Genomic DNA, 25,491 nt, shown 5'->3' with positions numbered 1-25,491 from the left:
CGATTCGCGCTGATGGGCGGCTTTGTGATCGGCTCGTCGACTTCGGCGACCACGCCGCGGCACCGGCGGGTAGCGTCGCCGGTATGACAGACGATTTCGACACAGAGACCGACAGATCTGAGGCGGAGATCGCCCGGTCGTTCCTCGAGTTGCTTGCCCTCGGCGACCTCGACGCCGCGATGGAGCTGGTTCACCCCGACATCGACTACACCAACGTGGGCGTCTCGACGATCCGCGGCAAGTCCCGCGTCGCCAAAGTCTTTCGGGTGATGGAGAACCCTCGCGCGGGCTTCGGCGTGCAGTTCATCAACGTCACAACCGACGGGCCCGTGGTGCTGACCGAACGCATCGACGAACTCACCTTCGGCAGGTTCTCGATGCAGTTCTGGGTCTGTGGCCGGTTCGAGATCGAGGATGGGCTGATCACGGTCTGGCGCGACTACTTCGACTTCTTCGACATGACAAAGGGCGTACTTCGCGGCCTGGCCGCCATTGCCGTGCCGCGTGTGCAGCGACCACTACCGAAACCCACCCTGACCGCCATCGCGCCGTTCGGCGGTTAGGCGGCCGTCCCTCTTCTCAGAGGATGTCGTCGATCGATTCGACCGGACGCGCGAGTCGCGTGCCCTTGTCGGTCACCACAAACGGCCGCTCGATGAGGATCGGGTTGGTGGCCATCGCGTCGAGCAACTCGTCGTCGGTCGCGTCGGCGAGATCGAGTTCGCTGTACAGGGACTCGCGCTTGCGGACTGCTTGACGGACCTCGATGCCGGCGTCGGCGATCATCTTCTCCAGGGCGACACGGCTCGGCGGTGTCTCCAGATATTTGACGATCGTCGGCTCCACCCCGCCGTCGCGCATACGCTGCAGTGCTTTGCGTGACGTCGAGCACTTCGGGTTGTGATAGATGGTCGCCACCGGAGTGCCTATGCGCTTCCGTTGAACAGGCTTGTCACCGAACCGTTTTCGAACACCTCACGGATGGTGCGGCCCAGCAGCGGCGCGATCGACAGCACGGTGAGGCTGTCGAACTGCTTCTCCGGCCCGATCGGCAACGTGTCGGTGGCGATGACCTCACGGGCTCCACAGTTGGCGAGGCGCTCGGCAGCGGGGTCGGAGAAGACTCCGTGTGTGGTCGCGATGATCACGTCGCCTGCGCCGGCGTCCTTGAGAACCTGGACCGCGCCGGCGATGGTGCCGCCGGTGTCGATCATGTCGTCGATCAGCACGCAGGTGCGTCCCGAGACGTCACCGACCACACGGTTGGATTTCACCTGGTTGGGCACCAGGGGGTCGCGGGTCTTGTGGATGAAGGCCAGCGGGGCACCGTCGAGCGAATCGGCCCACTTCTCGGCGACGCGCACACGTCCGGAGTCGGGGGAGACCACGGTGATGTGCTTGGTGCCGTACTTGTTCTTGACGTACTCCGACAGCTGACCCTGCGCGTGCATGTGGTCGACCGGTCCGTCGAAGAACCCTTGGATCTGGTCGGTGTGCAGGTCGACCGTGATGATGCGGTCGGCGCCCGCGGTCTTCAGCAGATCGGCCACCAGGCGAGCCGAAATGGGTTCGCGCCCACGATGTTTCTTGTCCTGGCGCGCATATGGGTAGAACGGCAGGATGGCGGTGATGCGCTTGGCCGACCCACGCTTGAGGGCGTCGATCATGATCAGCTGTTCCATCAGGTGCTTGTTCAGGGGATACGGGCAGCTCTGGAGCACAAAAGCATCCGAGCCACGGACCGACTCCTCGAAACGCACGAAGATCTCACCGTTGGCGAAGTCTCTGGCGGTTTGTGGGGTGACCTTGATGTCGAGTTCCCGGGCGACCGCGTCGGCCAGCTCGGGATGTGCACGACCAGAGAACAGCATGAGGCTCTTCTGGTTGTCGGTGGTGGTCCAGGTCACTGATCTTCACTTTCTTGTTGCACGTGATCGGCGACGGTGAGTGCGTCGGCAGCCGCCCGGGCTGCGGGCGTGCCGGGCCGTTTGGCTTGCACCCAACCGTCGATGTTTCGTTGTTTGCCACCGGAGATCGCCAAGGCGCCCGCGGGCACATCCTGCGTCAAGACGGTACCCGCTCCGGTGTAGGCGCCATCACCGACGTTGATCGGTGCGATGAACATCGTGTCGGACCCGGTGCGGCAGTGTGAGCCGACGACGGTGCGGTTCTTGTTCACACCGTCGTAGTTCACGAAGACGCTCGATGCGCCGATGTTGGTGCCCTCGCCGATGGTGGCATCGCCGACATAGGTCAGGTGGGGCACCTTGGCGCCCGGCCCGATGTCGGCGTTCTTGGTCTCGACGAAGGTCCCGATCTTGCCGCCATCGCCCAGCACGCTGCCGGGTCTCAGGTAGGCGAAGGGGCCGACCTGGGTGTCGGCGCCCACCACCGCATCGGTCGCGTGGGTTCGGATGATCGAGGCGCCGGCCCCCACGTTGACGTTCGCAAGAGTGCTGTCGGGCCCGATGTGCGCCCCGGTCGCGACGTCGGTGGTTCCGAGCAGTTGAGTACCGGGGGCGATGGTGACGTCGGGCTCGATCGTCACATCGACGTCGATCCAGGTGGTGCCCGGATCGATGATGGTGACGCCGGCCAGCATGTGGCGGGCGAGGACCCGGCGATTGAGTTCGGCGCCCAGGGTGGACAGTTGCAGCCGGTCGTTGCATCCGGCGACCAAGGCGGCGTCGTCGATGTGCTTGGCGCGCACCACTTTCGAGTGCCGGTTGGCGATCTCGATGACATCGGTGAGGTACAGCTCGTGCTGGGCGTTGTCGGGCGACAACTCGGCCAGGGCCCCCATCAGGGTCTGCGCGTCGAAGGCATAGACGCCCGAGTTGACCTCGGTGATCTCCCGTTGCTGCTCGGTGGCGTCCTTTTGTTCGACGATCGCCGTGACCGCACCGTCCTGGGTGCGCAGAACCCGGCCGTACCCGGTGGGGTCTTCGGCGGTGGACGTGAGCACTGTCACCGCGGCACGGGGCGACGCGGTGTGGTCGCTGATCAGCGCATGAAGTGTCGGTCCGTCGAGCAGGGGAACATCTGCCGCGGTCACCAGCACGGTGCCGTCGAAGCCGTCGGGCAGCGCCGACAGTCCGGCGCGCACGGCGTCACCGGTGCCGTTCTGCTGCTCCTGGACCGCCGTCACCACCTGGCGGCCCAGCGTGGTGGCGATCTCGGAGCACGCGGTTTCGACCCGGGTGCGGTCGTGGCCGACGACGACCACCAGGTGGTCGGGGGCGATGTCGTCTGCGGCGTGCAGCGCGTGGGACAGCAGCGTGCGGCCGGCGATGGTGTGCAGGACTTTCGGGGTCGCGGACTTCATCCGGGTGCCTGCGCCTGCGGCGAGAACCAGAACTGCGGTCGGTCCGGACGACGAAGGCGCGGATGCGGGGGCCGCGGACATAGAACTCCCATGCGGTTGGAAGCGGGGGAACGGCCCGATCCTACGCACCTTCGGAGGGGTCTTGATACAACTGGGTGAGTATCGACCGGGCAGCGCAGTGATGGTTCGGGCCGGCCGGGTGGACGAATCAGGTTTCTTCGACAAGGAGTTGTTTGTGAGCGAACAGAGAACGGCGATCGTGACCGGAGCGGCCCGCGGCATCGGCGCGGCGGTGGCCAAGCGTCTGGCCTCCGACGGCCTGGCGGTGGCAGTGCTGGACCTCGACGAGGGCAGTTGTGCCGACACCGTCAAGGCGATCACCGACGCCGGCGGAAAAGCGCTGGCCGTGGGCGCCGATGTCTCCGACGAGGACTCGGTGGCCGCCGCGGTCGAACGTGTCGCGAGCGAGCTCGGTGCCCCGACCGTCCTGATCAACAACGCCGGCATCACCCGCGACAACCTGCTCTTCAAGATGCCCGTCTCGGACTGGGACGCGGTCATGAACGTGCACTTGCGCGGTGCTTTCCTGATGTCGCGTGCGGTGCAGCAGCACATGGTCGGCGCCAAGTTCGGCCGCATCGTGAACCTCTCGAGCACCTCCGCCCAGGGCAACCGTGGCCAGGTCAACTACTCGGCCGCCAAGGCGGGCATGCAGGGCTTCACCAAAACCCTGGCCATCGAGCTGGGCAAGTTCGGCGTCACCGCCAATGCCATCGCCCCCGGGTTCATCGAGACCGAGATGACCGCGGCCACGGCCGAACGTGTCGGCGTTCCTTTCGAGGACTTCAAGAAGGCCGCTGCATCGCAGATCCCGGTCGCGCGGACCGGTGTGCCCGATGACATCGCCCACACGGCCTCGTTCTTCGTCAGCGAGGGTGCCGGTTTCGTGTCCGGACAGGTGATCTACGTCGCAGGCGGCCCCAAGGACTGAGCTGTGCGCAGTCCGGACCTGTTGCGCTCGGGGTCCGGACGCGTGGCACAATCGTGAGCGCAATCCGCCATGGTGTAATCGGCAACACTCCTGATTTTGGTTCAGGCATTCTAGGTTCGAGTCCTGGTGGCGGAGCAACGAGTGACAGGAGGGACCGAGGTGTCCGTCGACCGTCCCACCGCACACGAAGAGAAGGTGCAACGCGCCCCGCGAGCCCGCATGACGGGAACACAGCGGCGTCATCAGCTGATCGAGGTGGCCCGCGGATTGTTTGCCGAACGCGGTTTCGACTCGACCTCTGTCGAGGAGATCGCTCAGCGCGCAGGCGTCTCCAAACCTGTTGTGTACGAACATTTCGGCGGCAAAGAGGGTCTCTACGCCGTGGTGGTCGACCGCGAGATGGAAACCCTGCTGGGGATGATCACCTCCTCGCTCACCCAGAACCGGTCGAGGTTCCGGATACAGCAGGTGGCCCTGGCCTTGCTGACCTATATGGAAGACCGCACCGAGGGGTTCCGGATCCTGGTGCGCGGTACCCCCACCGCCGGCGAGACGGGTAAGTATTCGAGCCTGCTGACCGATGCCATCAGCCAGGTCGAGCACCTTTTGGCCAGTGACTTTCAGCGCCGCGACCGCGACCCGGCACTGGCGCCCCTGTACGCACAGGCCCTCGTGGGAATGGTGACCGTGACCGCCCAGTGGTGGCTCGACGTCCGTGAGCCGTCCAAGGAGGTGGTGGCCGCCCACCTGGTGAACCTCTGCTGGAACGGGTTGTCGCACTTGGAATCCGACCCACATCTCGTCGGTCCGGACTACACCGAGAAGGGATAGCCTCCAAGCTGTTGTCGAGTACCGACTCGTCAGGTCAGCTGCAGGCTACGTTTGCTCAGGCCCATCCAGAATCCGTCGATGATCTGCTGACCTTGCTGCTCCGGGTCGTCGCTCGCGCCCAGTGCCACGAACAGCGGCGACCAGTGCTCGACCGTCGGATGGGCGTACGGCATGCCCGGCGCCTCGGTCCGAAAACGCACCAGTGACTCCACGTCGCCCGCGGCGAATCGTTCTGCGGCCCAACTGTCGTACTCCTTCGACCAGCTGGGTGCAGGGGCGTCGGGGCGTGGGTCACGCAGGAACGGCAGCCCGTGTGTGGTGAACCCGGACCCGATGATGAGGACGCCCTGGTCGCGCAACGGGCGCAGTCGCCGGCCGAGGTCGAGCAACTTCTCGGGGTCGAGTGTCGGCAGCGACACCTGCAAGACCGGGATCTGCGCCTCTGGGTACATCACGGTCAACGGCACGTAGGCACCATGGTCGAGCCGGCGGTGAGTGTCGTGGTGGACTGCTTGTCCGTCGGGCATCAGCGCGGCGACCTGGGCGGCGAGGTCGACGGCCCCGGGCGCGTCGTAGCGTGCGCGGTAGTAGTGCTCGGGGAAGCCGCCAAAATCATAGGTCAGCGGCACGGTGGGATCGGTCGAACCGATGGTCAGCGGAGCGGACTCCCAGTGCGCCGACACGATCAGGATCGCCGACGGCCGGGGCAGGTCGCCGGACCACGCACGGAGTTCGGAGACCCACCGGGTGTCATCCACCAACGGCGGCGCACCGTGGCTGAGGAACAAGGCGGGCATGCGCGACACAGACATGACAATATCAACTCGGACCGCGGTCCGTTTAATCCCGGCGCTGGGTGGTCAGGTAGGTGGCTCGTCAGATTCGTTCACGTCCAGCTGCATCTGCACGCAATCGACCCACGCGCCGTGTTTGTAGCCGATCCGCCGCAACCTGCCGACGTCGTAGAAACCGGCCTTGGTGTGCAGTGCGATGGAGCCCGTACCGGGGACGTCGGCGATCACCGCGACGATCCGTCGGATCGACGTCGATCGCACCGCATCGAGAAGCCCGTTAATCAACGCGGTCCCATAGCCCTTCCCGGTGTGGTCGGGGCTGAGGTAGATGGTGTTCTCAACCGTCCAGGCGTATGCCTGTTTGACGCGGTACTGCGCCACGTACGCGAACCCGACCACCTCGCCGCTCTCGTCCGAGGCGACAACAAAGGGCATCCGCTGGGCGTTCAGATCCGCACGCTTGGCCTTCCAATCGGCTGCAGACGGCGAGTCGTAGTCGAACGTGATCACCGTGTTCTCGACGTAATGGCGGTAGATGTCGGCCACCGCAACACAATCCGGCGCGGTGGCCGGTCGGATCAACACACTCACAGACCGAACCCCGTGCCGGTCTCGCGCTCCGCGAACTCCCACAGCAGGCCGGCGGTCCGGAAGTCGCAGGCCTTCGGGGTGCGCCCGACCAGAACCGGATCGCCGCGCAGGCCGAACCGGCCGTCGGGTCCGACGTACGCCCCCGACGGCACATCGGGATTCATCGCGTACAGGGTGACCGCCGCGCCTTGTTCCGGCGTGTTGGCGAGCACCGCGCCGGCGGCCTCGATCACCTTGTCCAGAGGTGCGATCCCGGTGACCCCGAGGATGCCGGTGGTGGCCCATCCGGGGTGGGCGATGGCAGTGGTGATCTTCGAACCAGCCTTGCGCAAGCGACGATCGAGTTCGAGCGCCCACAACATGTCGGCCAACTTCGACTGGGAGTACGACGTGGGACGTGTCCACGTGCGGCGCTCGAAATGTGGATCGTCCAGGTTGATCTCACCGGTCTTGTGCGACGTGGATCCGACGATCACGACGCGCTCGGCGATCTGGGGCAGCAAGAGATTGGTGAGCGCGAACGGTCCGAGGAAGTTGGTTCCGAGCGCCATCTCGAACCCGTCGACGGTGGTACGCCGCTCCGACGCCATCACGCCCGCATTGTTGACGAGGATGTCGAGCGGACCGAGACCGTCAGCGCAGCGACGGACCGAGGACAGATCGGCGACATCGAGTTCGATGACCTCGGTGTGGGCACCGCTGGTCTCGTCGGCGATCTGCTCGGCACGCTCCTTGCCGCGGTCGAGATCGCGTACCGCCAGCACCACCTGGGCTCCGACGCGCGCCAGTCCACGCGCGGTTTCCCATCCGATGCCGTTCGTGGCACCGGTGACGACAACACGCTTGCCGTCCATACGTGGCAGGTTGGCCACCGACCAGCGGGTTTTCATGCGGCCTAGCGTAACTGCCCGGTCACCGGCGACGACGGTGTTGCCCGGGTTTCGTTTCGGCCCACGACGGTCCCGGCCTGGCGGGCCTTGTTCGCACCCGTAAACTGTCCGTGTGACTGGGCCCTCTGCTGCATTTTTCACGGGACAGCTGTCGGGTTTGGCGCAGATCGCGGCGTCGGACGTGGCCCTGACCGGAGTGGTGGCCCAACTGGGAGCCCCGGAATTGGAGCTGGTGGGCCCACCCGCCGCCCGGCCGTTCCTGATCTCGGCAATGGCCGCGGCCTCCCCGGATCCCGTGCTCGTCGTCGCTGCGACCGGACGCGAAGCCGATGAGCTCACTGCCCAGCTCCGGGACATGATCGGCAAGAGGGTCAGCAACTTCCCGTCGTGGGAGACGCTGCCACATGAGCGGTTGTCGCCGTCGGCGGACACGGTCGGCCAGCGGCTACGAGTGCTGCATCGCCTGCGGCATCCCGAGGACAGCAGCTACGGTCCACCGCTGAGCGTGGTGGTCACCACCGTGCGTTCGCTGGTGCAACCCATGGCCCCGGGACTCGGCGACCTCGACGCGATCACCCTGCGTGAGGGAGCCGAGGTCGACTTCGATGCGTTGATCGAGAAGCTGGTCGAGCTCGCCTACGCCCGTGTCGACATGGTCGGCAAACGAGGCGAGTTCGCGGTGCGCGGCGGCATCCTGGACGTGTTCCCGACCACCACCGATTACCCGGTGCGCGTGGAGTTCTGGGGCGACGAGATCACCGAGCAGCGTGCCTTCTCGGTTGCCGACCAGCGCAGCCAGCCCGAGGTGGACATGAAGCTCGTCCACATCCATCCGTGCCGGGAGCTGCTGCTGACCACCGGCGTCCGTACTCGTGCGGCAGAGCTCGCCGGGGAGATCGCCGGGACCGGCACCGATGTCGAGCGCAGTTCGACCGGTCCGCTGGTGGAGATGCTCACCAAGCTCTCCGACGGGATCGCCACCGAGGGCATGGAAGCGCTGATCCCCGCGCTTGTCCCAGGGCAGATGCAACTGCTCACCGAGGTGATGCCGGCAGGCACGCACGTGCTGGTCCTGGATCCCGAGAAGGTTCGTACCCGCGCATCGGATCTCGCCCGCACCGGCGCCGAGTTCCTCGAGGCGTCGTGGACGGCTGCCGGCGGCGGGGCCGACGCCCCGATCGACCTCGGAGGCATCCTGCACCTGGAGGCCAGCGCATACCGCTCACTCGGCGAGGTCCACACGCAGACCGTCGAGGCCGAGCGGCCGTGGTGGACGTTGAGTCCGATGGGAATGGGCACCGAACTCGCGGTCGCGCCCGGGCCCGCACCGCGCGGAGACGGCGACGAGCTCACCAAAACCTTTGCCTCCCTGCGTCTTCACATCGGCGCAGGTAATCGCGCCGCTGTGGTCGCGGCCGGCGCCGGAACGGCCGAGCGCCTGGTGGAACGACTGGGCGAGGCCGAGGTCGCGGCGCGGCTGGCCGAGCCCGGCTCCGTTCCCGAACCCGGTGTGGTGTCGGTGCTGCGAGGCGCGCTGACCTCGGGACTCGTGCTGCCCGATGCGGGCCTGGTGGTCGCCACCGAAGCCGACCTCACCGGTGCGCGGGTGACCGGCGCCCAGGACGGGCGACGACTTCCGGCCAAGCGACGCAACCAGGTCGACCCACTGGCACTGAACGCCGGCGACATGGTGGTGCACGATCAGCACGGCATCGGCAAGTTCGTCGAGATGATCGAGCGGACGATCGGCGGCGCGCGGCGCGAATACCTGGTCATCGAATACGCACCGAGCAAGCGTGGCCATCCCGGCGACAGACTGTTCGTCCCGATGGACTCGCTCGATCAGCTCTCGCGGTACGTCGGCGGTGAGGCGCCCTCGCTCTCGAAGCTCGGTGGGTCGGACTGGCAGAACACCAAACGCAAGGCGCGCAAGGCTGTTCGCGAGATCGCCGGCGAACTGGTGCAGCTGTATGCCGCCCGGCACGCCGCGCCCGGATACGCGTTTGCACCCGACACCCCGTGGCAGCGGGAGATGGAAGACGCCTTCGGGTTCACCGAGACCATCGATCAGCTCACCGTGATCGGCGAGGTCAAGGGCGACATGGAGCGACCCGTCCCGATGGACCGTGTGGTGGTCGGTGACGTGGGCTACGGCAAGACCGAGATCGCCGTCCGCGCGGCGTTCAAGGCCGTGCAGAGCGGCAAGCAGGTTGCGGTGCTGGTGCCCACAACCATTCTCGCGCAACAACATCTGCAGACGTTCACCGAACGTATGTCCGGGTTCCCGGTCACCGTCGCCGGCTTGTCCCGCTTCACCGACACCCGCGAATCACGCAAGGTCACCGACGGTCTGGCCGATGGCAGCATCGACATCGTGGTCGGCACCCACCGATTACTGGCGTCCGGTGTGCGGTGGAAGGACCTCGGCCTGGTCGTGGTCGACGAAGAACAGCGCTTCGGCGTCGAGCACAAGGAGCACATCAAGGCGCTCCGTACCCACGTGGATGTGCTGACCATGTCGGCCACACCGATTCCGCGAACGCTGGAGATGTCGATGGCCGGTATCCGCGAGATGTCGACCATCCTGACCCCGCCCGAGGAACGGCACCCGGTGCTCACGTATGTCGGTGCCTATCAAGCGAAGCAGGTCGCGGCCGCGATCCGGCGTGAGTTGCTGCGTGATGGTCAGGTGTTCTACGTGCACAACCGGGTGAGCACCATCGACAAGACCGCGGCGTCCATCAAGGAGATGGTGCCCGAGGCGAGGGTCGTGGTGGCACACGGCCAGATGGGCGAAGACCTTCTCGAGCGCACGGTCACGGGTTTCTGGGACCGCGAATACGACGTCCTGGTGTGTACCACCATCATCGAGACCGGTCTCGACATCTCTAACGCGAACACCCTCATCGTCGACCGCGCGGAGGTGCTCGGACTGTCGCAGCTGCACCAGTTGCGTGGCCGCGTCGGTCGCAGCCGCGAACGCGGATACGCGTACTTCCTGTACAACGGCGACAAGCCGCTCACCGAGACTGCCTACGAGCGGTTGTCGACCATCGCGCAGAACAACGAATTGGGTGCCGGCATGGCCGTCGCCCTCAAGGACCTCGAATTGCGCGGCGCCGGAAACGTTTTGGGTGCCGAACAGTCCGGCCACGTCGCTGGGGTCGGATTCGACCTCTACGTGCGGCTCGTCGGCGAGGCGGTGGAGGCCTACCGGGCGGCCGCGGACGGCCGGCCGATCGCGACCGAGGAAGACCGCGAGGTGCGGATCGATCTGCCGGTGGATGCGCACATCCCTGTCGATTACGTCGACTCGGACCGGTTGCGCCTGGAGGCGTACCGCAAGTTCGCCGCCGCGGACTCGGCCGAGGAGATCGGCGGGGTGGTGGACGAACTGGTCGACCGTTACGGTCCGCTGCCCGAAGAGGTCGCACGGCTGGTGTCGGTGGCCAAGTTGCGGATGCTGGCGCGCGAACTCGGGGTCAAAGAGGTGGGTGTGGCCGGCAGCCAGATCAAGATCTCGCCGCTCAAACTCATGGATTCCCAACAGGTCCGACTCAAGCGGATCTACCCGAGCGTGGTCTATCGCGCGACCACCGGCGTGGTCGGCCTGCCCATCCCACGTACCGGCGGCATCGGCAGCGACCGAGTTCGCGACGTCGAGTTGGTGCAGGTGGTCGCCGACCTGCTGCTGGTTGTCGACGGTCGCACCCCGGGCTCGGTCAACATGCGTGCGGCCGTTCCTGCGGCGGCCGGCACGGCAGGTGGCACGTGACCGAACAGCCCAGCGGCTGGGAGCTTCTCGCGGCCGTCGAGCTGATGGACCGACTGCGCCGCGACGGGCCGTGGGAGCGGGATCAGACGCATGAATCGCTGCGCCGGTACCTCGTCGAAGAGACCTACGAACTGCTCGACGCCATCGACTCCGGCGACCGCGACCACCTGCTCGAGGAATTGGGAGACATCCTCCTGCAGGTGCTGTTCCACGCGCGGATCGCGGCCGACCGGCCCGATGACCCCTTCGACATCGACGATGTGGCAAGGGCTTTCACCACGAAGATCTCGGCTCGAACCCAGGGTGTACTCAGCGGGAACGACATCGACCTGCAGACCCAACTGGAGGAATGGGAGACCCGGAAAGCCGCGGAGAAAGCGAGAGGATCGGTACTCGACGGCATCGCCACCGGTCAGCCGGCCCTGGCGCTGGCGCAGAAGGTACTCGAACGCCTTGCTGCTGCCGGGTTTCCGGACGACTTGGTTCCCGCGGCCGTTCGTACCGTCCGGGTGGTTGCCGACGGGCCGAGTGTCGAGGACGGCTTGCGCGCAGCGGTTCTGCATTTCATGGCCGACGTCCGCGTTGCCGAGGCTGCAGGGCCCGGGCCGAGGACACCGGAGTTCTGGCGCACCAACCTCCCCCGATGATGTGCCCTTTTGGCGAGCATTTCCGCAGGTGACGTCCGCCAAAACCGCACATCATCGGAGGGCTGGGGCTATTCGAAGAGGCGCTGGCCCCAGTATTCGCCCTCGTTGATCCCGGGTGGGCAGGCGAACAGTGCACTGCCGGTGTGCATCAGATACTCCATCATCGCGTCCTTGGTGGAGAGCGCACGCTGCATGGGGACGAACTGCTTGTGCGCGTCGCGGCAGTAGGCGATGAAGAACAGACCGGCGTCGAGGTGCCCGAAGCCGTCTGAACCGTCGGTGAAGTTGTAGCCGCGGCGCAGGATCCGGACGCCGTCCAGGTTGTTCGGATGTGCCAGGCGCACATGGGCATTGCGGGCGATGAGCGGTCCGGTGCCATCACCGATCGCGAAGTCGGGTTCGTCGAACTCGTCTACTTTGCCCAGAGGGGCGCCGTTGCCTTTGAAGCGGCCGACGATCTGTTCCTGTTCCAGGAGCATCGCCCGGTCCCACGGTTCGATGTCCATCCGGATGCGGCGGGCAACCAGATACGACCCGCCGGTCATCCACTGTGCGCCGGCGGAGTTGTCGCTCTCGGCCACCCAGACGTGCTCGTCGAGGGCTTTGGTATCGGTGGCCTTGATGTTGGCTGTTCCGTCCTTGAAGCCGAACATGTTTCGCGGTGTCGCCTGGGAGGTGGTGGTCGACGACGTGCGACCGAAACCGAGCTGCGACCACCGCACACTGACCACGCCGAACCCCATCCTCGCCAGGTTCCGGATTGCGTGTACCGCCACCTGTGGGTCGTTCGAGCAGGCCTGCACGGCGATGTCGCCGAAGCTGCGGGTGCGCTCGATGGCATCGGCGACAAACGGTGGGAGATCAACCAGCGCAGCGGGTTTGCGGTCGGCGATGCCGAAGCGGTCCACCCCGGCGGGATTGGACGCGCTCGGCCCGAACAGTCCGGGTCCGAAGCCGATGGTGAGCGTCAACGAGGCAGCGGACAGGCCGATGGCCTCGCCGGTGTCGGCCGGGGGCGTGTAGTCGCCCATGTCGAGGGCACCGCCTTCGACGGTGTCGAGACCGCGGGTCATCCGCTCGGCCGCGGCGGTCCAGCGCCGCAGCATGTCCACCAGCTCTTCTCGGGAGTCGGTGATCACGTCGAACGAGGCGAAGTGCAGGCGGTCCTGGGCCTCGGTGATGATTCCCGCCTGCTGCTCGCCGTAGAACGGGACGATGTGGGCGTTTGCGTCGGCCTGCGATTCGGCTGCGGTGGACCGCCCCACCGCAGCACCGCCGACGGCCGCAGCTGCGACCGCACCCACGCCGGCAGCACCCAACACCACCCGGCGGGTCACGCCGGAATGGTGTCGGGGCTGCTCGGACGGGGTGTCGGCCGGCTTGTCGGCGGCCCGCTTGTCGTCGGGTTCGTCCACTACTGACCCATCACGAGCCCCGGGACGAGGCTCAGGCTCTGCGACAGCGCATCGATCTGGTCGGAGAACGCCTTGCGCGCTTCTTCGGGCACCTGGTCGTACGACTTGTATCCGTCACCTTCGCGGTACTGCTCCACGGACTGCCGCACGGTGGCGAACTGCGCCGTGATCTTGTCCATCAGTTCGGGATTCTTGGCGGCGATGATGGGCTGCATCGCAGCGATCAGCGTCTCGGAACCATCAACGTTGGCTGCGAAATCCCACAGGTCGGTATGGCTGTAACGATCTTCCTCGCCGCCGACCTTCGTGGCCGCGACCTCATCGATGAGCGCCTGCGGACCCTTGACGAAAGAGCCTGTCTCGAAGGTGAAATCGGGCTTGTCGACCTCGGTCTTGAGTTCGTTCACGTTGGCCAGCAGTTCGTCCGCGGCCTTGTCTGCCTCGGTCTTGTTGTCTGTCTTCTGCGCGTTGTCGAAGTCGGCCTGCGTCACATCACCGGGGTTCTCGCCCACATCGGACTGCTGCGGCGGCCACAGGAAACGCTCGAGACGGTGGAAACCGGTGAACGGCTGGGCGCCGTCTTCGGTGTCATCCCACCGCATGTCGATTGCGGGGTCGAGGTCGGGGAACGATTCGGCAACCGGCTCGATCCGCTCGAAGAATGTGCGGGTGAGGCCGAACTGCGACTTCGCCGCCTCCAGGTCGCCCGACTTCACGGCCTCGACGAAGATGGCGGTCTGCGCGGCGAATCCGTTGACCTGCCCGCGCACGTAGTCGAGGTAGCTGGCCTTGGCCTGTTCGACGTCGGCCGGGGCCTTGGCCTTCTCCTTCGTCTCCCCGGTGACCTCGAGCTGCTTGCGAATACCGGTGCCCACCATGCCCGGTTTGCATGCCGTCTCATACGTGCCGGGTTCGACGATCTCGACCGTCAGCTTTCCGGTCAGACCAGGACCGATGTTCTCGACCTCGCCGAGCACCCGATTGTTGTTGCCGTACACGTAGAACTCGGTGATCTTGTTGCCGTTGTTCGTCACGTTGAACGACACGTCGCCGGTCTGGGCGTCCGTGGCCGCGAGGTCGCAGCTCTCATCGGTGGAGGTCACCGCGATGTCACCTTCGGACGGCTCCGACTTGTCGGTGCATGCCGCGAGGAACACGGGGCCGGCGACAGCCGCGCACATGAGTGCAACGACTTTCGTGGCTCGGGTGGGATTCTTCAAGGGGGTGCTGCCTTTCTTGGGTGGCGCGAGGAGGCCGGGCGTCGATCAGACGGTGGCCGAGGTGGGGGTCGGTGCCGGGGGAGTGGCCGGATTCTTGTGCCTTGTCGGCCACAGGAACGCGGTCATGACGATGACGAGGTAGGCCGCCCAGCCGACCACCTGGAGCACGGTGGGGTCGGGTCGGAAGTTGAAGATGCCGGCCAGAACCGTGCCGTACCAGGACGTCTGGTCGTAATGGTCGGTGATGTCGAAGGCGATGTTCGACAATCCCGGGATCCAGTTGACGGTCTGCAGGGCACGGATCGCATAGGCGAGCATCCCGGCGGCCACGAACACCAAGAACGCGCCGGTATAGGTGAAGAACTTCTGGAAATTGATCCGGACGGTGCCCTGGTACAGGAGGACGGTCAGCGCCACCGCCCCGACCACGCCGATGATCAGACCGATCAGGGGCCAGTTGCTTCCCGATGTGTTCTCCGCATACCCGACCATCAGGAGGGCGGTCTCGACACCCTCGCGACCGACGGCCAGGAACGACAGCAGGACAACGGCGCCGGCGCCCACTTCGAGGGCCCGGGTCATCGACTGCCGCAGTTCACCGGAGATCGACGCCGCGGCCTTCTTCATCCACAGCACCATGAACGTCACGATGACCACTGCGGCCAGTGACGTCACTCCCGCGATCGCTTCAGCGGTGAGTCCGGTGAGGGTGGAGGTGCCGTAGTGGATGGCCGCGAAGATGATCAGCACCATGGCGACCGCGGCGCCCACCCCGAGCCACACCCATTTCAGGGCATCGCGGCGGTCGGACTTCACGAGGAACGCGACGAGGATCATCACGACGATCCCGGCTTCGAGGCCCTCACGCAGACCGATCAGCCCACTGCCGAACAGCTGTGTCCCCACCGATGGTGCCGAGCCGGTGTCAGCCAGGTTCACGGTGCGGGCTCCTCGTGCGTCAGATTAGGGTCGCGTTGCCTAATTTGGCGATCGTACAGCCAGATTGCAGGAACTCCGAGCGGCTTCCGAGAGTTGGTTGGCTGGGGATACATGCCCGCTACCTGCGAATACGGACATATCGGGCATAGTGGTCGGGGCGGGCGAGGGGCATCGGCGATTCGTTGCCGTGTCGCCGGAGATGTGTCGGGCACAGTGGGTGAGTGACCGGTGAGCGGTCAACGAGAACGGAAGTGAGGATGACGGTGGTGGCTTGGCGACGGCAACGACCCCGGAACGGTGTGCGGTCGACCGCCGGACGGACAGTGGCTGTCACGGCCATCGCCTCGGCGATGTTCCTGACCGCAGGCTGCCTCGATCTGCCGTCGAAATCGAAGGTGGCCATCCCGGAGGGCATACCGCCCAATCCGGGTGCGCCCGTTCCCTACATCGACATCAACACCCCCGGGCGCACGGCAGAACTGTTGCGCGACTGGGCGACTCCCATCTCTGAACAGACCCGGATCCCGTTGGTGGCCCTGGAGGCGTACGGCAATGCCGCGGAGATCCAGCGTCAGCAACACCCCGAGTGCGGCATCACGTGGACCACTCTCGCCGGGATCGCCGGGGTCGAGAGCAAGCACGGGCGCTACCGCGGAGCCGACATCGCGGCGAACGGGGACGTGTCCCCGGAGATCCGTGGCGTACCGCTCGACGGGACACAGGGCAACGCGACCATCAACGACACCGACGGCGGAGTACTCGACGGTGACGACCAGCTCGACCGCGCGATGGGACCTTTTCAGTTCATCCCCACCACATGGGAACGCTTCGGCGTCGACGCCAACGGTGATGGGCGTGCGGACATGGACAACATCGACGACGCAGCGTTGTCCGCAGCCCGCTACCTCTGCGTCTCCGGCGGAGACCTGACCACTCCCGAGGGCTGGGAGAACGCGGTCAAGGTCTACAACAACTCGATGCAGTACGTCCTGGATGTGCGCGACCACGCCAACGCCTACTCGGTCAACGTCGCCTACTGACCGATTCTCCGCCGTGCGGATTTCCCGCCGTCTCGATTTCCCACCCTCCCGGTCGGTGAGTCAAGTCGGTGTCGCGGGGGGATGGGCACTAGTCTTTGTAGCGATACTCGCCGCACCCGCGATGGTGCGTGCGCTGAACGTGGAGTGACATCCCAACTCGAAGGAGATATGCCGTGGCCAGCATCGATCAGGTCGGAGCGCGCGAGATTCTCGACTCGCGGGGCAATCCCACAGTCGAGGTGGAGGTGGTTCTGGACGACGGCACCTTCACCCGCGCTGCGGTGCCTTCCGGCGCATCGACCGGTGAGCACGAGGCAGTCGAGCTGCGCGACGGCGGAGACCGCTACGGCGGAAAGGGTGTCACCAAGGCGGTCGAGGCCGTCCTCGGGGAGATCGCTCCCGCTGTGATCGGCATCGAGGCAGACGACCAGCGTCTGGTCGACCAGGCGCTGCTGGACCTGGACGGCACGCCGGACAAGTCGCGACTGGGCGCCAACGCGTTGCTCGGAGTGTCGCTTGCCGTGGCCAAGGGCGCCGCCGAGTCGGCCGGTCTGCCGCTGTTCCGCTACCTCGGCGGACCCAACGCCCACATCCTCCCCGTGCCGATGATGAACATCCTCAACGGTGGCGCACACGCCGACACCGGCGTCGACGTCCAGGAATTCATGGTCGCGCCGATCGGTGCAGCAACGTTCAAGGAGTCACTGCGCTGGGGCGCCGAGGTGTACCACTCCCTCAAGTCCGTACTCAAGGCCAAGGGCCTTGCCACCGGGCTGGGAGACGAGGGCGGCTTCGCCCCCGACGTGGCCGGTACCCGCGCAGCTCTGGAGCTCATCAGCGAGGCCATCGGCAAGACGGGCCTCAAGCTCGGCACCGATGTGGCTCTGGCCCTGGACGTGGCGGCTACCGAGTTTCACACCGAGGGAACGGGTTACGCCTTCGAGGGCAAAACCCACACTGCTGCCGAGATGGCCGACTTCTACGCGGCACTGATCACCGAATTCCCGATGGTCTCCATCGAGGACCCGCTGTCCGAGGATGACTGGGACGGCTGGGTTGCCCTCACCGAATCGATCGGCGACAAGATCCAGCTGGTCGGCGACGACCTCTTCGTCACCAACCCCGAGCGCCTCGAAGACGGCATCAACCGCGGCGCGGCCAACGCACTGCTGGTGAAGGTGAACCAGATCGGCACCCTGACCGAGACCCTCGACGCTGTCGCGCTGGCACACAACAACGGCTACAAGTCGATGATGAGCCACCGTTCCGGCGAGACCGAGGACACCACCATCGCCGATCTGGCAGTGGCATGCAGCTGTGGCCAGATCAAGACCGGCGCTCCCGCCCGCAGCGAGCGCGTCGCGAAATACAACCAGCTGCTCCGTATCGAAGAAGGCCTCGGCGACGCCGCCCGCTACGCCGGTGACCTCGCCTTCCCGCGGTTCTCCTTCGAAGGCTGATCGGTACCAAACGGGCTGATGGATCGATGATGATGGCCGAGAGACGAAACCGGAGGCGGGGCGGCTCCGATGCACCCCGCGGGAACCGGAGACGGACCTCGGCCGACGTGAAGCACGGGCCGTCGCGCTCCGGGTCACGAGCTGCGCCCAGTCCTGGGCCCGCCCGTTCCCGGAGCGCGAATCGGCAATCCGCGGCATCGTCGACGACGTTCCCCCGTACCGCCTCGGCACTCTCCTCGCGGTGGGAGAACATCAACCCGAAGCGGGCAGTAATACTCGCGGCGGTCCTGAGTCTTTTGGCGCTGACCTTGGCCGTGCCCATGCGGACGTATTTCTCGCAGCAGACCGAGTTCGACGAACTCCGCGCCAGCAACGCTCAGCTCCAGGTGCAGGTGCAGGAGTACGAAGAGAAGGTGGCCGAGCAGAACGATCCGGCCTACATCGAAGCGCAGGCCCGCGAGCGTTTGCAGTTCGTGATGCCGGGGGAGAAGCCGCTGCTGATGCAGTACCCGGTTCCTCCCGAGAAGACAGACGAAGAACGTGAAGCCGAGCGGGTGGCAGCCAACCCTTGGTACACGACCCTGTACAACTCGATATCGGTCCCCGAGAAGTGATGGCCGAGTCCGAACAGAGGCCAGAAGCGGATTCGGTTGTCTCGCAAGAGGATCTCGACGCCGTCGCCGAGCAACTCGGCCGGGTGCCGCGCGGGGTGCTGGAGATCAGCTACCGCACGCCCGACGGACGGCCGGCCGTGGTCAAGACGGCGCCGCGCCTGCCCGACGGCACGCCGTTCCCCACGCTGTACTACCTCACCGACCCGCGGCTCACGGCTGAGGCCAGCCGCCAGGAGTCGGCCGGGGTGATGCGTGACATGACCACGCGTCTCGCCGACGACCCGGAGTTGGCCGAGCACTACCGGCAAGCGCACGGGTCCTATCTCGCAGAGCGTGATGCCATCGAACCGCTCGGAACAGACTTCACCGGCGGCGGGATGCCGCAGCGCGTCAAATGCCTGCACGTCCTCATCGCGCACTCGCTTGCGAAGGGTCCGGGGGTGAATCCTCTCGGCGACGAGGCGGTCTCCCTTGCCGCAGACGCCGGCCTGCGAGGCACCGCGGTACCGGAGGATTGGCCGCGGACACCGGCAGGGGACGCCACAGAATGACCCAGGTTGTCGCCGCGGTCGACTGCGGCACCAATTCCATTCGCCTGCTGGTGGCGCGCGGCGGTGATGGCGGTCTGGTGGACCTCTACCGCGAGATGCGTGTTGTCCGTCTGGGCCAAGGTGTCGACGCGACCGGCGCATTCGCAGCCGAAGCCATCGAGCGGACGCGGCAGGCCCTGGCCGAATACGTGGATGTGATGAAGGCGCATGGCGTGAGCGCCGTGCGGATGGTGGCCACATCGGCCACACGTGACGCGGCGAATCGGGATGACTTCTTCGCGATGACGCGAGAGCTTCTCGGCGAGGTGGTTCCGGGCGGTGTGGCCGAGGTGATCACGGGCGACGAGGAAGCGAGACTGTCGTTCGCGGGGGCGGTGGGTGACCTCGACCCGGCGCAGGGCCCGTTTGTTGTCGTCGACCTCGGTGGCGGGTCCACCGAGGTGGTCGTCGGTGACGAGCAGGGAGTGCACGACGCGTACTCGGCGAACGTCGGTTGCGTGCGGTTGACCGAACGGTGCCTGCACAGCGACCCGCCCACGAAATCCGAGATCGACGAGGCCCAGAGAGTCATCAAAGAACTTCTGGCAGAGGCTTTTACGCACGTATCGGTGGCGGACGCGCGCACCTTCGTCGGTGTCGCGGGCACGATGACCACCCTTGCCGCACTGGCTTCGGGTTTGTCCGAGTACGACCCGGACATCATTCATCTGTCCCGAGTGGGCTTCGACGACCTCGCCCGTGTCTGCTGGGATCTGGTTTCGATGCCGCGCGCCGAGCGGGCCGCTCTGGGGCCGATGCACGAGGGCCGGGTCGACGTCATTGGTGGCGGGTCGCTGGTGACGTTGGAACTGGCCCGGGTGATCGCCGAACAGAGCCCGATCCGAGAGATGGTCGTCTCCGAGCACGACATCCTCGACGGAATTGCGCTGTCGCTCCTCGCTAAGAGCTGACCTGTTCACCGGCGGGGCGCCGGAGCGAGATGTTGTTGCATGCCTCGCAGACACTCTCTGGGATGACGCCGTGGCGTTGCAGGAAGCCGAAGATGGTGCAGCCGAGGCAGAATCCGAGCGCCGATTCGAGCAGGGCTGCAACGATGAGGATGCCGGTGACGATCTGTGCGGCAAGCCCGAGTCCGAGAAGTGACAGGATCAGGGCCGCGCCGCTGACGACAAGCCCGATGGTCTGGGCGAATCGTTTGGGTGGCCCGGGGACCAGCTTTGTCCTCTTGATCAGATACGGCACGATCACTCGCACGGACAACTGACCGAACGGCGACAGAGTCGGGCCGGACGCGACACGTAGGGCGAACCCGATCGCCAACAGCGCGTAGACGACGGGGTTGTTCACCGCGATGGCGACGACGGCCAGGAGCACAACCAGCCCGGCGGTGGACCGGGCAGCGTAGTCGTTGACCGGATTGGGAAAAGTCAGCACAGAGAACAGGCTACGGACCCGTCACCCGGTCGCCCACCATTGGACTCACCCTGCCCGAAACCCGGAAGTGGTGGGTTCTGGTGAGCGTGACCTGGTCAAACGCTCGCCCGAACCCACCATCATCGGGCTTCGGCGGCGAGCCGGGCTTCCTCGAGTTCGGCGATACGCTCCTGCTCTTCGGCATGCTTGCGCACCGCACTTAGTCCGGGCAGCAGGAAACTCGCCGCGGCACACAGTGCGTAGCCGCAGATGGGAACCCAGGCTGCAATGGACAACGCGTGCAACAACTCTGGCTGTGAGTAGCGTCCTGCCGCCCCGAAGAACAGCACACCCGTGACGGCGACGCCGACTGCGCCACCGATCTGCGCGAACGTGTTGAGGGTGCCGGACGCCGCTCCCGAGTCCTCCACATCGACAGTCGACAGCGCGATGTCGAGCAGGGGAACCAGCATGATGGTCAGGCCCAGTCCGGCCAGCCCCATCGGGATGACGGTGTCCCAGCTGGAGAAGCTCTCGCCCGCCGACCGGATCGTGACGATGGTCCAAGCCGTTCCCGAGCTCATCATCAACCCTCCGATCAGCGGAAGGTTCCGACCGAGTCGGGTGGTCAGCGCGGCTGCGACGCCGGCGGCCAACACCGCCCCGATGCTGAAGGGCAATGTCATCGCGCCTGCCGCGATGGCCTCGAATCCGAGTCCGATCTGCACGTACAGGGCAAGGATCAGGAAGAACGAGGTGATCGACCCCTGGAAGAGGAACTGGATTGCCGATCCGCCCACGAACCCGCGGTTGCCGAACAGGCGGAGGGGGATCAGCGCATCGGTGACCGTCCGCCGCTTCTGCTGGAACACGAAGGCGGTCAGCACCACCGGTGACAACGCCATCAGGACAAATGACCACGCTGGCCACCCGAGCTGCCGGCCCTCGACGAGCGGATAGACGAGCAACAGCACGCCGCCCACGGCGAGCACCACACCGACGATGTCGAGGTCGCGGACTTCCTCGGATTTGGTGTTGGGCACCAGGAAGTACCCGGCTATCGCGATGACGATGCCGATCGGCACGTTGATGAAGAAGATGGAGCGCCACTCGCCGCCGAGGGGATTGTTGGTGACCAGCCAGCCACCGAGGACCGGACCGATCACGGCGGCCATGGCGGTGATCGTTCCCAGGATGGCGAAGATCGGTGCCCGCTCTTTGGGGCGGTAGAGAGCCTGCACGCTGGCGAGCACCTGCGGAACCATCAATCCGGCGAAGAATCCCTGTAGTACACGCGAGGCGACCAGGATGCTGCCGGTCTGGGCGGTGGAGGCCAGGACCGACGCGAGGGTGAATCCGATGATCCCGATGAGGAAGATCCGTTGGCGGCCGTAGCGGTCACCGAGCCGGCCGGCGGTGATCAGAACACCCGCGAACGCCAGGACGTACCCGCCGACGAGCCACTCGATCTGTGCCGGGCTGGCCCCGAGATCGTCCCGAATGGACGGAATGGCGACATTGACGATCGTGACGTCCATCAGATCCATGAACATCGCGAAGGTCAATATCGCCATCGCGAGATTGCGGCGTTTATACGTCGGGTTTGTCATCCCGAGCTTTCTTCGCCGCTTCCCGCATCTCGATACCGTCGGAGATCAGGTCACCGATCTCCCGTGTGACATCGATGACCGCCCCGGTGATGATCGAGGCGATCCGTCCCACCCGGTGGGCGGTCGACTCGATCATCTCCTGGGCTGTGTCTTTGTTTCGCTCGAATCGCGAGACCATGGGACCCTTCCGTGTCTGCGCTGACAGCGGCCCAGCCCCTGGTGACGGGTGCTAAGCGGCGACTTTGGACTCGACCTTAACACTGAACTGGGCGTCATCTGCCACCAGGAAATTCGGAAGGGACAGACGCGCGATCTTGCGCCAGGTCGAGCCGATCTGGTGGCTGAAACTGCCGGTGTTGTAAGGCAATCCGTATCGTTCGCACAGTTCCTTGACCTCGCCTGCGATCTGCGGGTACCGGTTGGCCGGGATGTCCGGGAACAGGTGGTGCTCGATCTGGTGCGAGAGGTTGCCGCTCATGATGTGGAACAGGGGTGTGCCTGTGATGTTGGCCGACCCCAGCATCTGCCGCAGGTACCACTGGCCGCGGGTCTCGTTCTCGGTCTCTTCCTGGGTGAAAGTTTGTACGCCCGAAGGGAAGTGGCCGCAGAAGATGATCGAGAAGGTCCAGAGGTTGCGGATGAGGTTGGCGCTGACGTTGCCGACCAGCGTGGTGACGAAGAACGGTCCGGTGAGTGCCGGGTAGACCACGTAGTCCTTGAGCACCTGGCGGCGGGCTTTGCGCCACATCCCCTTGGCCAGACCCTTGATGTCGGTCCACTTGCGCTTGCCCTGGACGATGTTCTCCACCTCGAGGTCGTGCAGCATCACGCCCCACTCGAACAGCGCCATCAGGGCGCCGGCCCAGATCAGGTTGCCGAGGTAGTAGGGGTTCCAGTTCTGGTCGCGGTCCATGCGCAGGATGCCGTAGCCGATGTCGCGGTCCTGGCCGACGATGTTGGTGAAGGTGTGGTGCATGTAGTTGTGGCTGTGGCGCCACTGGTCGGCGGGACAGACTGTGTCCCATTCGAACTCGCGGGAGTTCAGGCTCTGCTCGCGCATCCAGTCGTACTGGCCGTGCATCACGTTGTGGCCGATCTCCATGTTGTCGAGAATCTTCGAGACGCTCAGTGCGCCCACTCCGGCGAGCCATGCCGGCGGGATGAACGGGAAGTACATGAGTGCGCGGCCGGCGACCTCGAGGGTGCGCTGAGCCTTGATGATCGAGTAGATGTATTCACGGTCGGTTTCGCCGAGGTCGGCGACGACCCGTGCTTTGAGGGCGTCTAGCTCGCGACCGAGCTCGTCGACCTGATCGTCCGTGAGAACCAGTTGAGTGCTTGTCATGAGGACTCCTGAATGTGGTGGGTGGGCGTTGGCGGCGGGCGTCAGATGTCGATGACGCAGTCGCCGACCGGCGCGCTGATGCAGAGCTGGATGTGCTTGTCGGCTTCGCTGTCGGTCTCACCGGTGAGGATGTTCTTCGTCAGCCCGGACTTCTTGACCGCACTGCAGGAGAAGCAGATCCCCATCCGGCAGCCGAACTCAGGTGACAGACCAGTGTTCTCTGCCTGCTCGAGAATCGACGAGCCGTCGTTGTCGGTCTCCTTGCCGCTTCCGGCGAATTGCAGACGACCGTGCGCCGGTGCGCCGTCGTCGGCTGCCGGTGTCACCAGTACGAACTGCTCGGTGTGCAGTCGTTCCTCGGCGCCATTGGCACTGAGGTGATCGGTGACGGACTCGTGCAGTGCCGGAGGCCCGCAGAGGAACATCTCGGTGGAGGCGAGATCCACATCGGACAGATGTTCGGCGCAGAAGTACGTGCGCGCCGAACCATCGGCCGACTGCTCGTCACCGGGTCGGGTGAAGTGGGTGGTGATCGTCCAGTCGGGGCGGGCCGTGGCGATCGAAGCCAGCGCGTCGGCGTAGGGGTGGTCCTGCGGACTGCGCGCATAGTGGACGAACGTGACGTTGCCCTGGTGCTTCTCGTCAACAAGTGTTCTCAACATTGAGAGCACGGGTGTAATGCCGCTCCCGCCACTGATGAACAGCATCGAATCGGGACGATCCGAGGGCATCGTGAACGTCCCGGTGGCCGGCTGGAGACCGAGGACCTGGCCCGCCTGCGCGTTGTCGCGCAGGTGCTTGGAGACGAAGCCGTCGTCGTGCGCAGTCAGGGTCAGCTCGATGACATCCTGACGTTTCGCGCTACTGGCGGGTGAGTAGCAACGGCTGTGCCGAACACCGTTGATCACGGTGCTGAGCTGCACGAATTGCCCCGGTTCGAAGCCCGTCCACTGACGGGTCGGCCTGAGAGTGAGGGTTACCGATCGCGGTGAGCGGCGATCGACCCGTAGTACTTCGGCCCGAAGATCACTCCAGGTGATGCGAGGGTCGAACAGTTCGAGATAGCGGTCCACAGGGTGGGGCGTCAGGGCTACTTCGAGCACCGAGCCGAGAATTCCGGAGAGTGACTTCGGCATCCGCACTTCCTTCCGTTCAGTGAACAACTGTACACAAACAGTGTCGCATCCCAGGGGTCGGCGAAGTCAAGGGTTCTCGGTGTAACCGCCATCACCTTCTGCAGGTGTTTCGCAGCGCGGGCCGGATGCGGTACCCGAATCGGCCGGTGCACGGACGTACACTGACCTGCGTGTCGCGGAGTTCGAAACACCACAGTTCGAGTAGCCGAAGTGCTGCACGTCGTGACTCGGCCTCCACCGAACGAATTGCCGACGCGACGCGGACGCGTGCCGAACAAAAGAGCCGCACTCGACAGGCGTTGCTTGATCAGACCCTGGAGTTGGTGGGAGAACGCAGCTTCTCCTCGATCAGCCTGCGTGAGGTCACCAAACGTGCGGGCATCGTCCCGACTGCCTTTTATCGCCACTTCGCGTCGATGGAAGAAGTCGGTGTCACGCTAGTCGAAGACGCGATGCGGACCTTGCGCAGAATGTTGCGTGAAGGACGCCGGGATCTCGCAGCGCGAGCAGCGGTACCGACGGCAAAGGAGTCGTTGGCGGTGCTGGTCCGGCAGGCGCACGCCAACGAAGCACAGTTCCGGTTCCTGGTCCGCGAACAATACGGCGGTATCAGTGAGGTCCGCCGCGCCATCGACACCGAGCTCAAGTTGTTCTCGCGCGAGCTGGCCATCGATCTCTCGCGCATCCCGGAGTTGTCCGAGTGGCCCGCCGACGATCTCGAGCTCGCCGGCGACCTGATCGTGACGGTGATGCTGCACGCGGTTGCCGAACTCGTCGAACTCGATCGCCGCAACACCCAAGAAGAGGCCGATCTCATCGAGCGGACCGAGAAGCAGATCGTGATGATCTTCTTGGGGATGGGGAGTTGGCGGCCCGCGGAGACGGTTCGGAGCGGAGGTCGACC

The 25,491-nt window shown here is 65.5% G+C and carries 23 protein-coding genes, 1 tRNA gene and 2 pseudogenes; 12 read left to right on the top strand and 14 right to left on the bottom strand.

Features of this window, described 5'->3' with window-relative positions:
- Positions 1-83: 83 nt before the first annotated feature.
- Positions 84-563 (top strand): limonene-1,2-epoxide hydrolase family protein, encoded by a 480-nt coding sequence (locus KXR83_RS05160; RefSeq protein ID WP_437423868.1) that lies wholly within the window; start codon positions 84-86, stop codon positions 561-563.
- A 16-nt stretch (positions 564-579) separates the two neighbouring features.
- Here KXR83_RS05160 and arsC read toward each other — a convergent pair whose 3' ends face one another.
- Genes arsC through glmU form a run of 3 tightly spaced genes read right to left on the bottom strand, consistent with a single transcriptional unit; the run spans position 580 to position 3,406 of the window.
- Entirely contained in the window at positions 580-918 is a 339-nt protein-coding gene (arsC, locus tag KXR83_RS05155; RefSeq protein WP_437423867.1) for an arsenate reductase (glutaredoxin), read from the bottom strand.
- An 8-nt stretch (positions 919-926) separates the two neighbouring features.
- Positions 927-1,907 (bottom strand): ribose-phosphate diphosphokinase, encoded by a 981-nt coding sequence (locus tag KXR83_RS05150; protein WP_023962927.1) that lies wholly within the window; start codon positions 1,905-1,907, stop codon positions 927-929.
- Positions 1,904-3,406 (bottom strand): bifunctional UDP-N-acetylglucosamine diphosphorylase/glucosamine-1-phosphate N-acetyltransferase GlmU, encoded by a 1,503-nt coding sequence (gene glmU / locus KXR83_RS05145; RefSeq protein ID WP_437423866.1) that lies wholly within the window; start codon positions 3,404-3,406, stop codon positions 1,904-1,906. Before glmU ends, KXR83_RS05150 begins: the two co-directional genes overlap by 4 nt.
- Positions 3,407-3,506: 100 nt before the next feature.
- Here glmU and KXR83_RS05140 point away from each other — a divergent pair, with 100 nt between their 5' ends.
- The 3 genes from KXR83_RS05140 (at position 3,507) to KXR83_RS05130 (ending at position 5,147) form a co-directional block, all read left to right on the top strand.
- Positions 3,507-4,316, top strand: coding sequence for an SDR family oxidoreductase (locus tag KXR83_RS05140; RefSeq protein WP_099381791.1), 810 nt, complete (start codon positions 3,507-3,509; stop codon positions 4,314-4,316).
- A gap of 63 nt (positions 4,317-4,379) precedes the next feature.
- Positions 4,380-4,451 (top strand) — tRNA-Gln (locus KXR83_RS05135).
- Positions 4,452-4,475: 24 nt separating this feature from the next.
- Complete coding sequence (locus KXR83_RS05130; protein WP_437424450.1) at positions 4,476-5,147, top strand: TetR family transcriptional regulator; 672 nt, start codon at positions 4,476-4,478, stop codon at positions 5,145-5,147.
- A gap of 29 nt (positions 5,148-5,176) precedes the next feature.
- Here the strand turns inward: KXR83_RS05130 and KXR83_RS05125 are convergent, their stop codons facing one another.
- Genes KXR83_RS05125 through KXR83_RS05115 form a run of 3 tightly spaced genes read right to left on the bottom strand, consistent with a single transcriptional unit; the run spans position 5,177 to position 7,422 of the window.
- Complete coding sequence (locus KXR83_RS05125; protein ID WP_437423865.1) at positions 5,177-5,959, bottom strand: dioxygenase family protein; 783 nt, start codon at positions 5,957-5,959, stop codon at positions 5,177-5,179.
- A gap of 48 nt (positions 5,960-6,007) precedes the next feature.
- Positions 6,008-6,532, bottom strand: coding sequence for an N-acetyltransferase family protein (locus KXR83_RS05120; RefSeq protein WP_437423864.1), 525 nt, complete (start codon positions 6,530-6,532; stop codon positions 6,008-6,010).
- Positions 6,529-7,422 (bottom strand): oxidoreductase, encoded by an 894-nt coding sequence (locus tag KXR83_RS05115; RefSeq protein WP_437423863.1) that lies wholly within the window; start codon positions 7,420-7,422, stop codon positions 6,529-6,531. The genes KXR83_RS05120 and KXR83_RS05115 overlap by 4 nt, the downstream gene beginning before the upstream one ends.
- A gap of 112 nt (positions 7,423-7,534) precedes the next feature.
- On the opposite strand from KXR83_RS05115, the gene mfd reads away from it, so the two are divergent.
- Entirely contained in the window at positions 7,535-11,197 is a 3,663-nt protein-coding gene (gene mfd / locus KXR83_RS05110) for a transcription-repair coupling factor (RefSeq protein WP_437423862.1), read from the top strand.
- A gap of 11 nt (positions 11,198-11,208) precedes the next feature.
- Positions 11,209-11,844, top strand: a pseudogene (locus tag KXR83_RS05105) (MazG family protein); the annotation flags it as partial.
- Between the two features lie 68 nt (positions 11,845-11,912).
- On the opposite strand, the gene efeB reads toward KXR83_RS05105, so the two are convergent.
- The 3 genes from efeB to efeU form a co-directional block, all read right to left on the bottom strand.
- Entirely contained in the window at positions 11,913-13,259 is a 1,347-nt protein-coding gene (gene efeB / locus KXR83_RS05100; protein WP_437423861.1) for an iron uptake transporter deferrochelatase/peroxidase subunit, read from the bottom strand.
- Positions 13,259-14,440, bottom strand: a complete 1,182-nt coding sequence (gene efeO, locus KXR83_RS05095; protein ID WP_437424449.1) for an iron uptake system protein EfeO — start codon at positions 14,438-14,440, stop codon at positions 13,259-13,261. The genes efeB and efeO overlap by 1 nt, the downstream gene beginning before the upstream one ends.
- Positions 14,441-14,524: 84 nt before the next feature.
- Positions 14,525-15,418: an iron uptake transporter permease EfeU gene (efeU, locus tag KXR83_RS05090; RefSeq protein ID WP_437423860.1), complete on the bottom strand. Its 894-nt coding sequence runs from the start codon at positions 15,416-15,418 to the stop codon at positions 14,525-14,527.
- 350 nt (positions 15,419-15,768) lie between these two features.
- On the opposite strand from efeU, the gene KXR83_RS05085 reads away from it, so the two are divergent.
- The 5 genes from KXR83_RS05085 (at position 15,769) to KXR83_RS05065 (ending at position 20,033) form a co-directional block, all read left to right on the top strand.
- Positions 15,769-16,458, top strand: coding sequence for a lytic transglycosylase domain-containing protein (locus KXR83_RS05085; protein ID WP_437424448.1), 690 nt, complete (start codon positions 15,769-15,771; stop codon positions 16,456-16,458).
- 173 nt (positions 16,459-16,631) lie between these two features.
- Entirely contained in the window at positions 16,632-17,918 is a 1,287-nt protein-coding gene (eno, locus tag KXR83_RS05080; RefSeq protein ID WP_030170791.1) for a phosphopyruvate hydratase, read from the top strand.
- Between the two features lie 107 nt (positions 17,919-18,025).
- Complete coding sequence (locus KXR83_RS05075) at positions 18,026-18,532, top strand: FtsB family cell division protein (protein WP_437423859.1); 507 nt, start codon at positions 18,026-18,028, stop codon at positions 18,530-18,532.
- Positions 18,532-19,083, top strand: a complete 552-nt coding sequence (locus KXR83_RS05070) for a DUF501 domain-containing protein (RefSeq protein ID WP_437423858.1) — start codon at positions 18,532-18,534, stop codon at positions 19,081-19,083. Before KXR83_RS05075 ends, KXR83_RS05070 begins: the two co-directional genes overlap by 1 nt.
- Entirely contained in the window at positions 19,080-20,033 is a 954-nt protein-coding gene (locus KXR83_RS05065) for a Ppx/GppA phosphatase family protein (protein WP_437423857.1), read from the top strand. Before KXR83_RS05070 ends, KXR83_RS05065 begins: the two co-directional genes overlap by 4 nt.
- Here the strand turns inward: KXR83_RS05065 and KXR83_RS05060 are convergent.
- The 5 genes from KXR83_RS05060 to KXR83_RS05040 all read right to left on the bottom strand — a co-directional run bounded on the left by KXR83_RS05060 (position 20,023) and on the right by KXR83_RS05040 (position 24,587).
- Complete coding sequence (locus tag KXR83_RS05060) at positions 20,023-20,517, bottom strand: DUF4395 domain-containing protein (protein ID WP_437423856.1); 495 nt, start codon at positions 20,515-20,517, stop codon at positions 20,023-20,025. The genes KXR83_RS05065 and KXR83_RS05060 overlap by 11 nt on opposite strands.
- Positions 20,518-20,636: 119 nt before the next feature.
- Positions 20,637-22,106, bottom strand: a complete 1,470-nt coding sequence (locus KXR83_RS05055) for an MFS transporter (RefSeq protein ID WP_437423855.1) — start codon at positions 22,104-22,106, stop codon at positions 20,637-20,639.
- Entirely contained in the window at positions 22,087-22,284 is a 198-nt protein-coding gene (locus KXR83_RS05050) for a hypothetical protein (protein WP_023962967.1), read from the bottom strand. Before KXR83_RS05050 ends, KXR83_RS05055 begins: the two co-directional genes overlap by 20 nt.
- A 51-nt stretch (positions 22,285-22,335) precedes the next feature.
- Positions 22,336-23,451 carry a fatty acid desaturase family protein gene (locus KXR83_RS05045; RefSeq protein WP_437423854.1) on the bottom strand — a complete coding sequence of 372 codons (1,116 nt, stop codon included), beginning with the start codon at positions 23,449-23,451 and terminating at the stop codon, positions 22,336-22,338.
- A 41-nt stretch (positions 23,452-23,492) separates the two neighbouring features.
- On the bottom strand, positions 23,493-24,587 hold the full coding sequence (locus KXR83_RS05040; RefSeq protein ID WP_437423853.1) for a ferredoxin reductase: 1,095 nt from the start codon (positions 24,585-24,587) through the stop codon (positions 23,493-23,495).
- Between the two features lie 125 nt (positions 24,588-24,712).
- On the opposite strand from KXR83_RS05040, the pseudogene KXR83_RS05035 reads away from it, so the two are divergent.
- Positions 24,713-25,465: pseudogene (locus tag KXR83_RS05035) on the top strand (TetR family transcriptional regulator); the annotation flags it as partial.
- Positions 25,466-25,491: the final 26 nt, after the last annotated feature.

It is taken from the genome of Williamsia muralis (assembly GCF_051487485.1).
Taxonomy (GTDB): Bacteria; Actinomycetota; Actinomycetes; order Mycobacteriales; family Mycobacteriaceae; genus Williamsia; species Williamsia muralis_B.
This window is presented reverse-complemented; position numbering and strand designations above follow the sequence as displayed.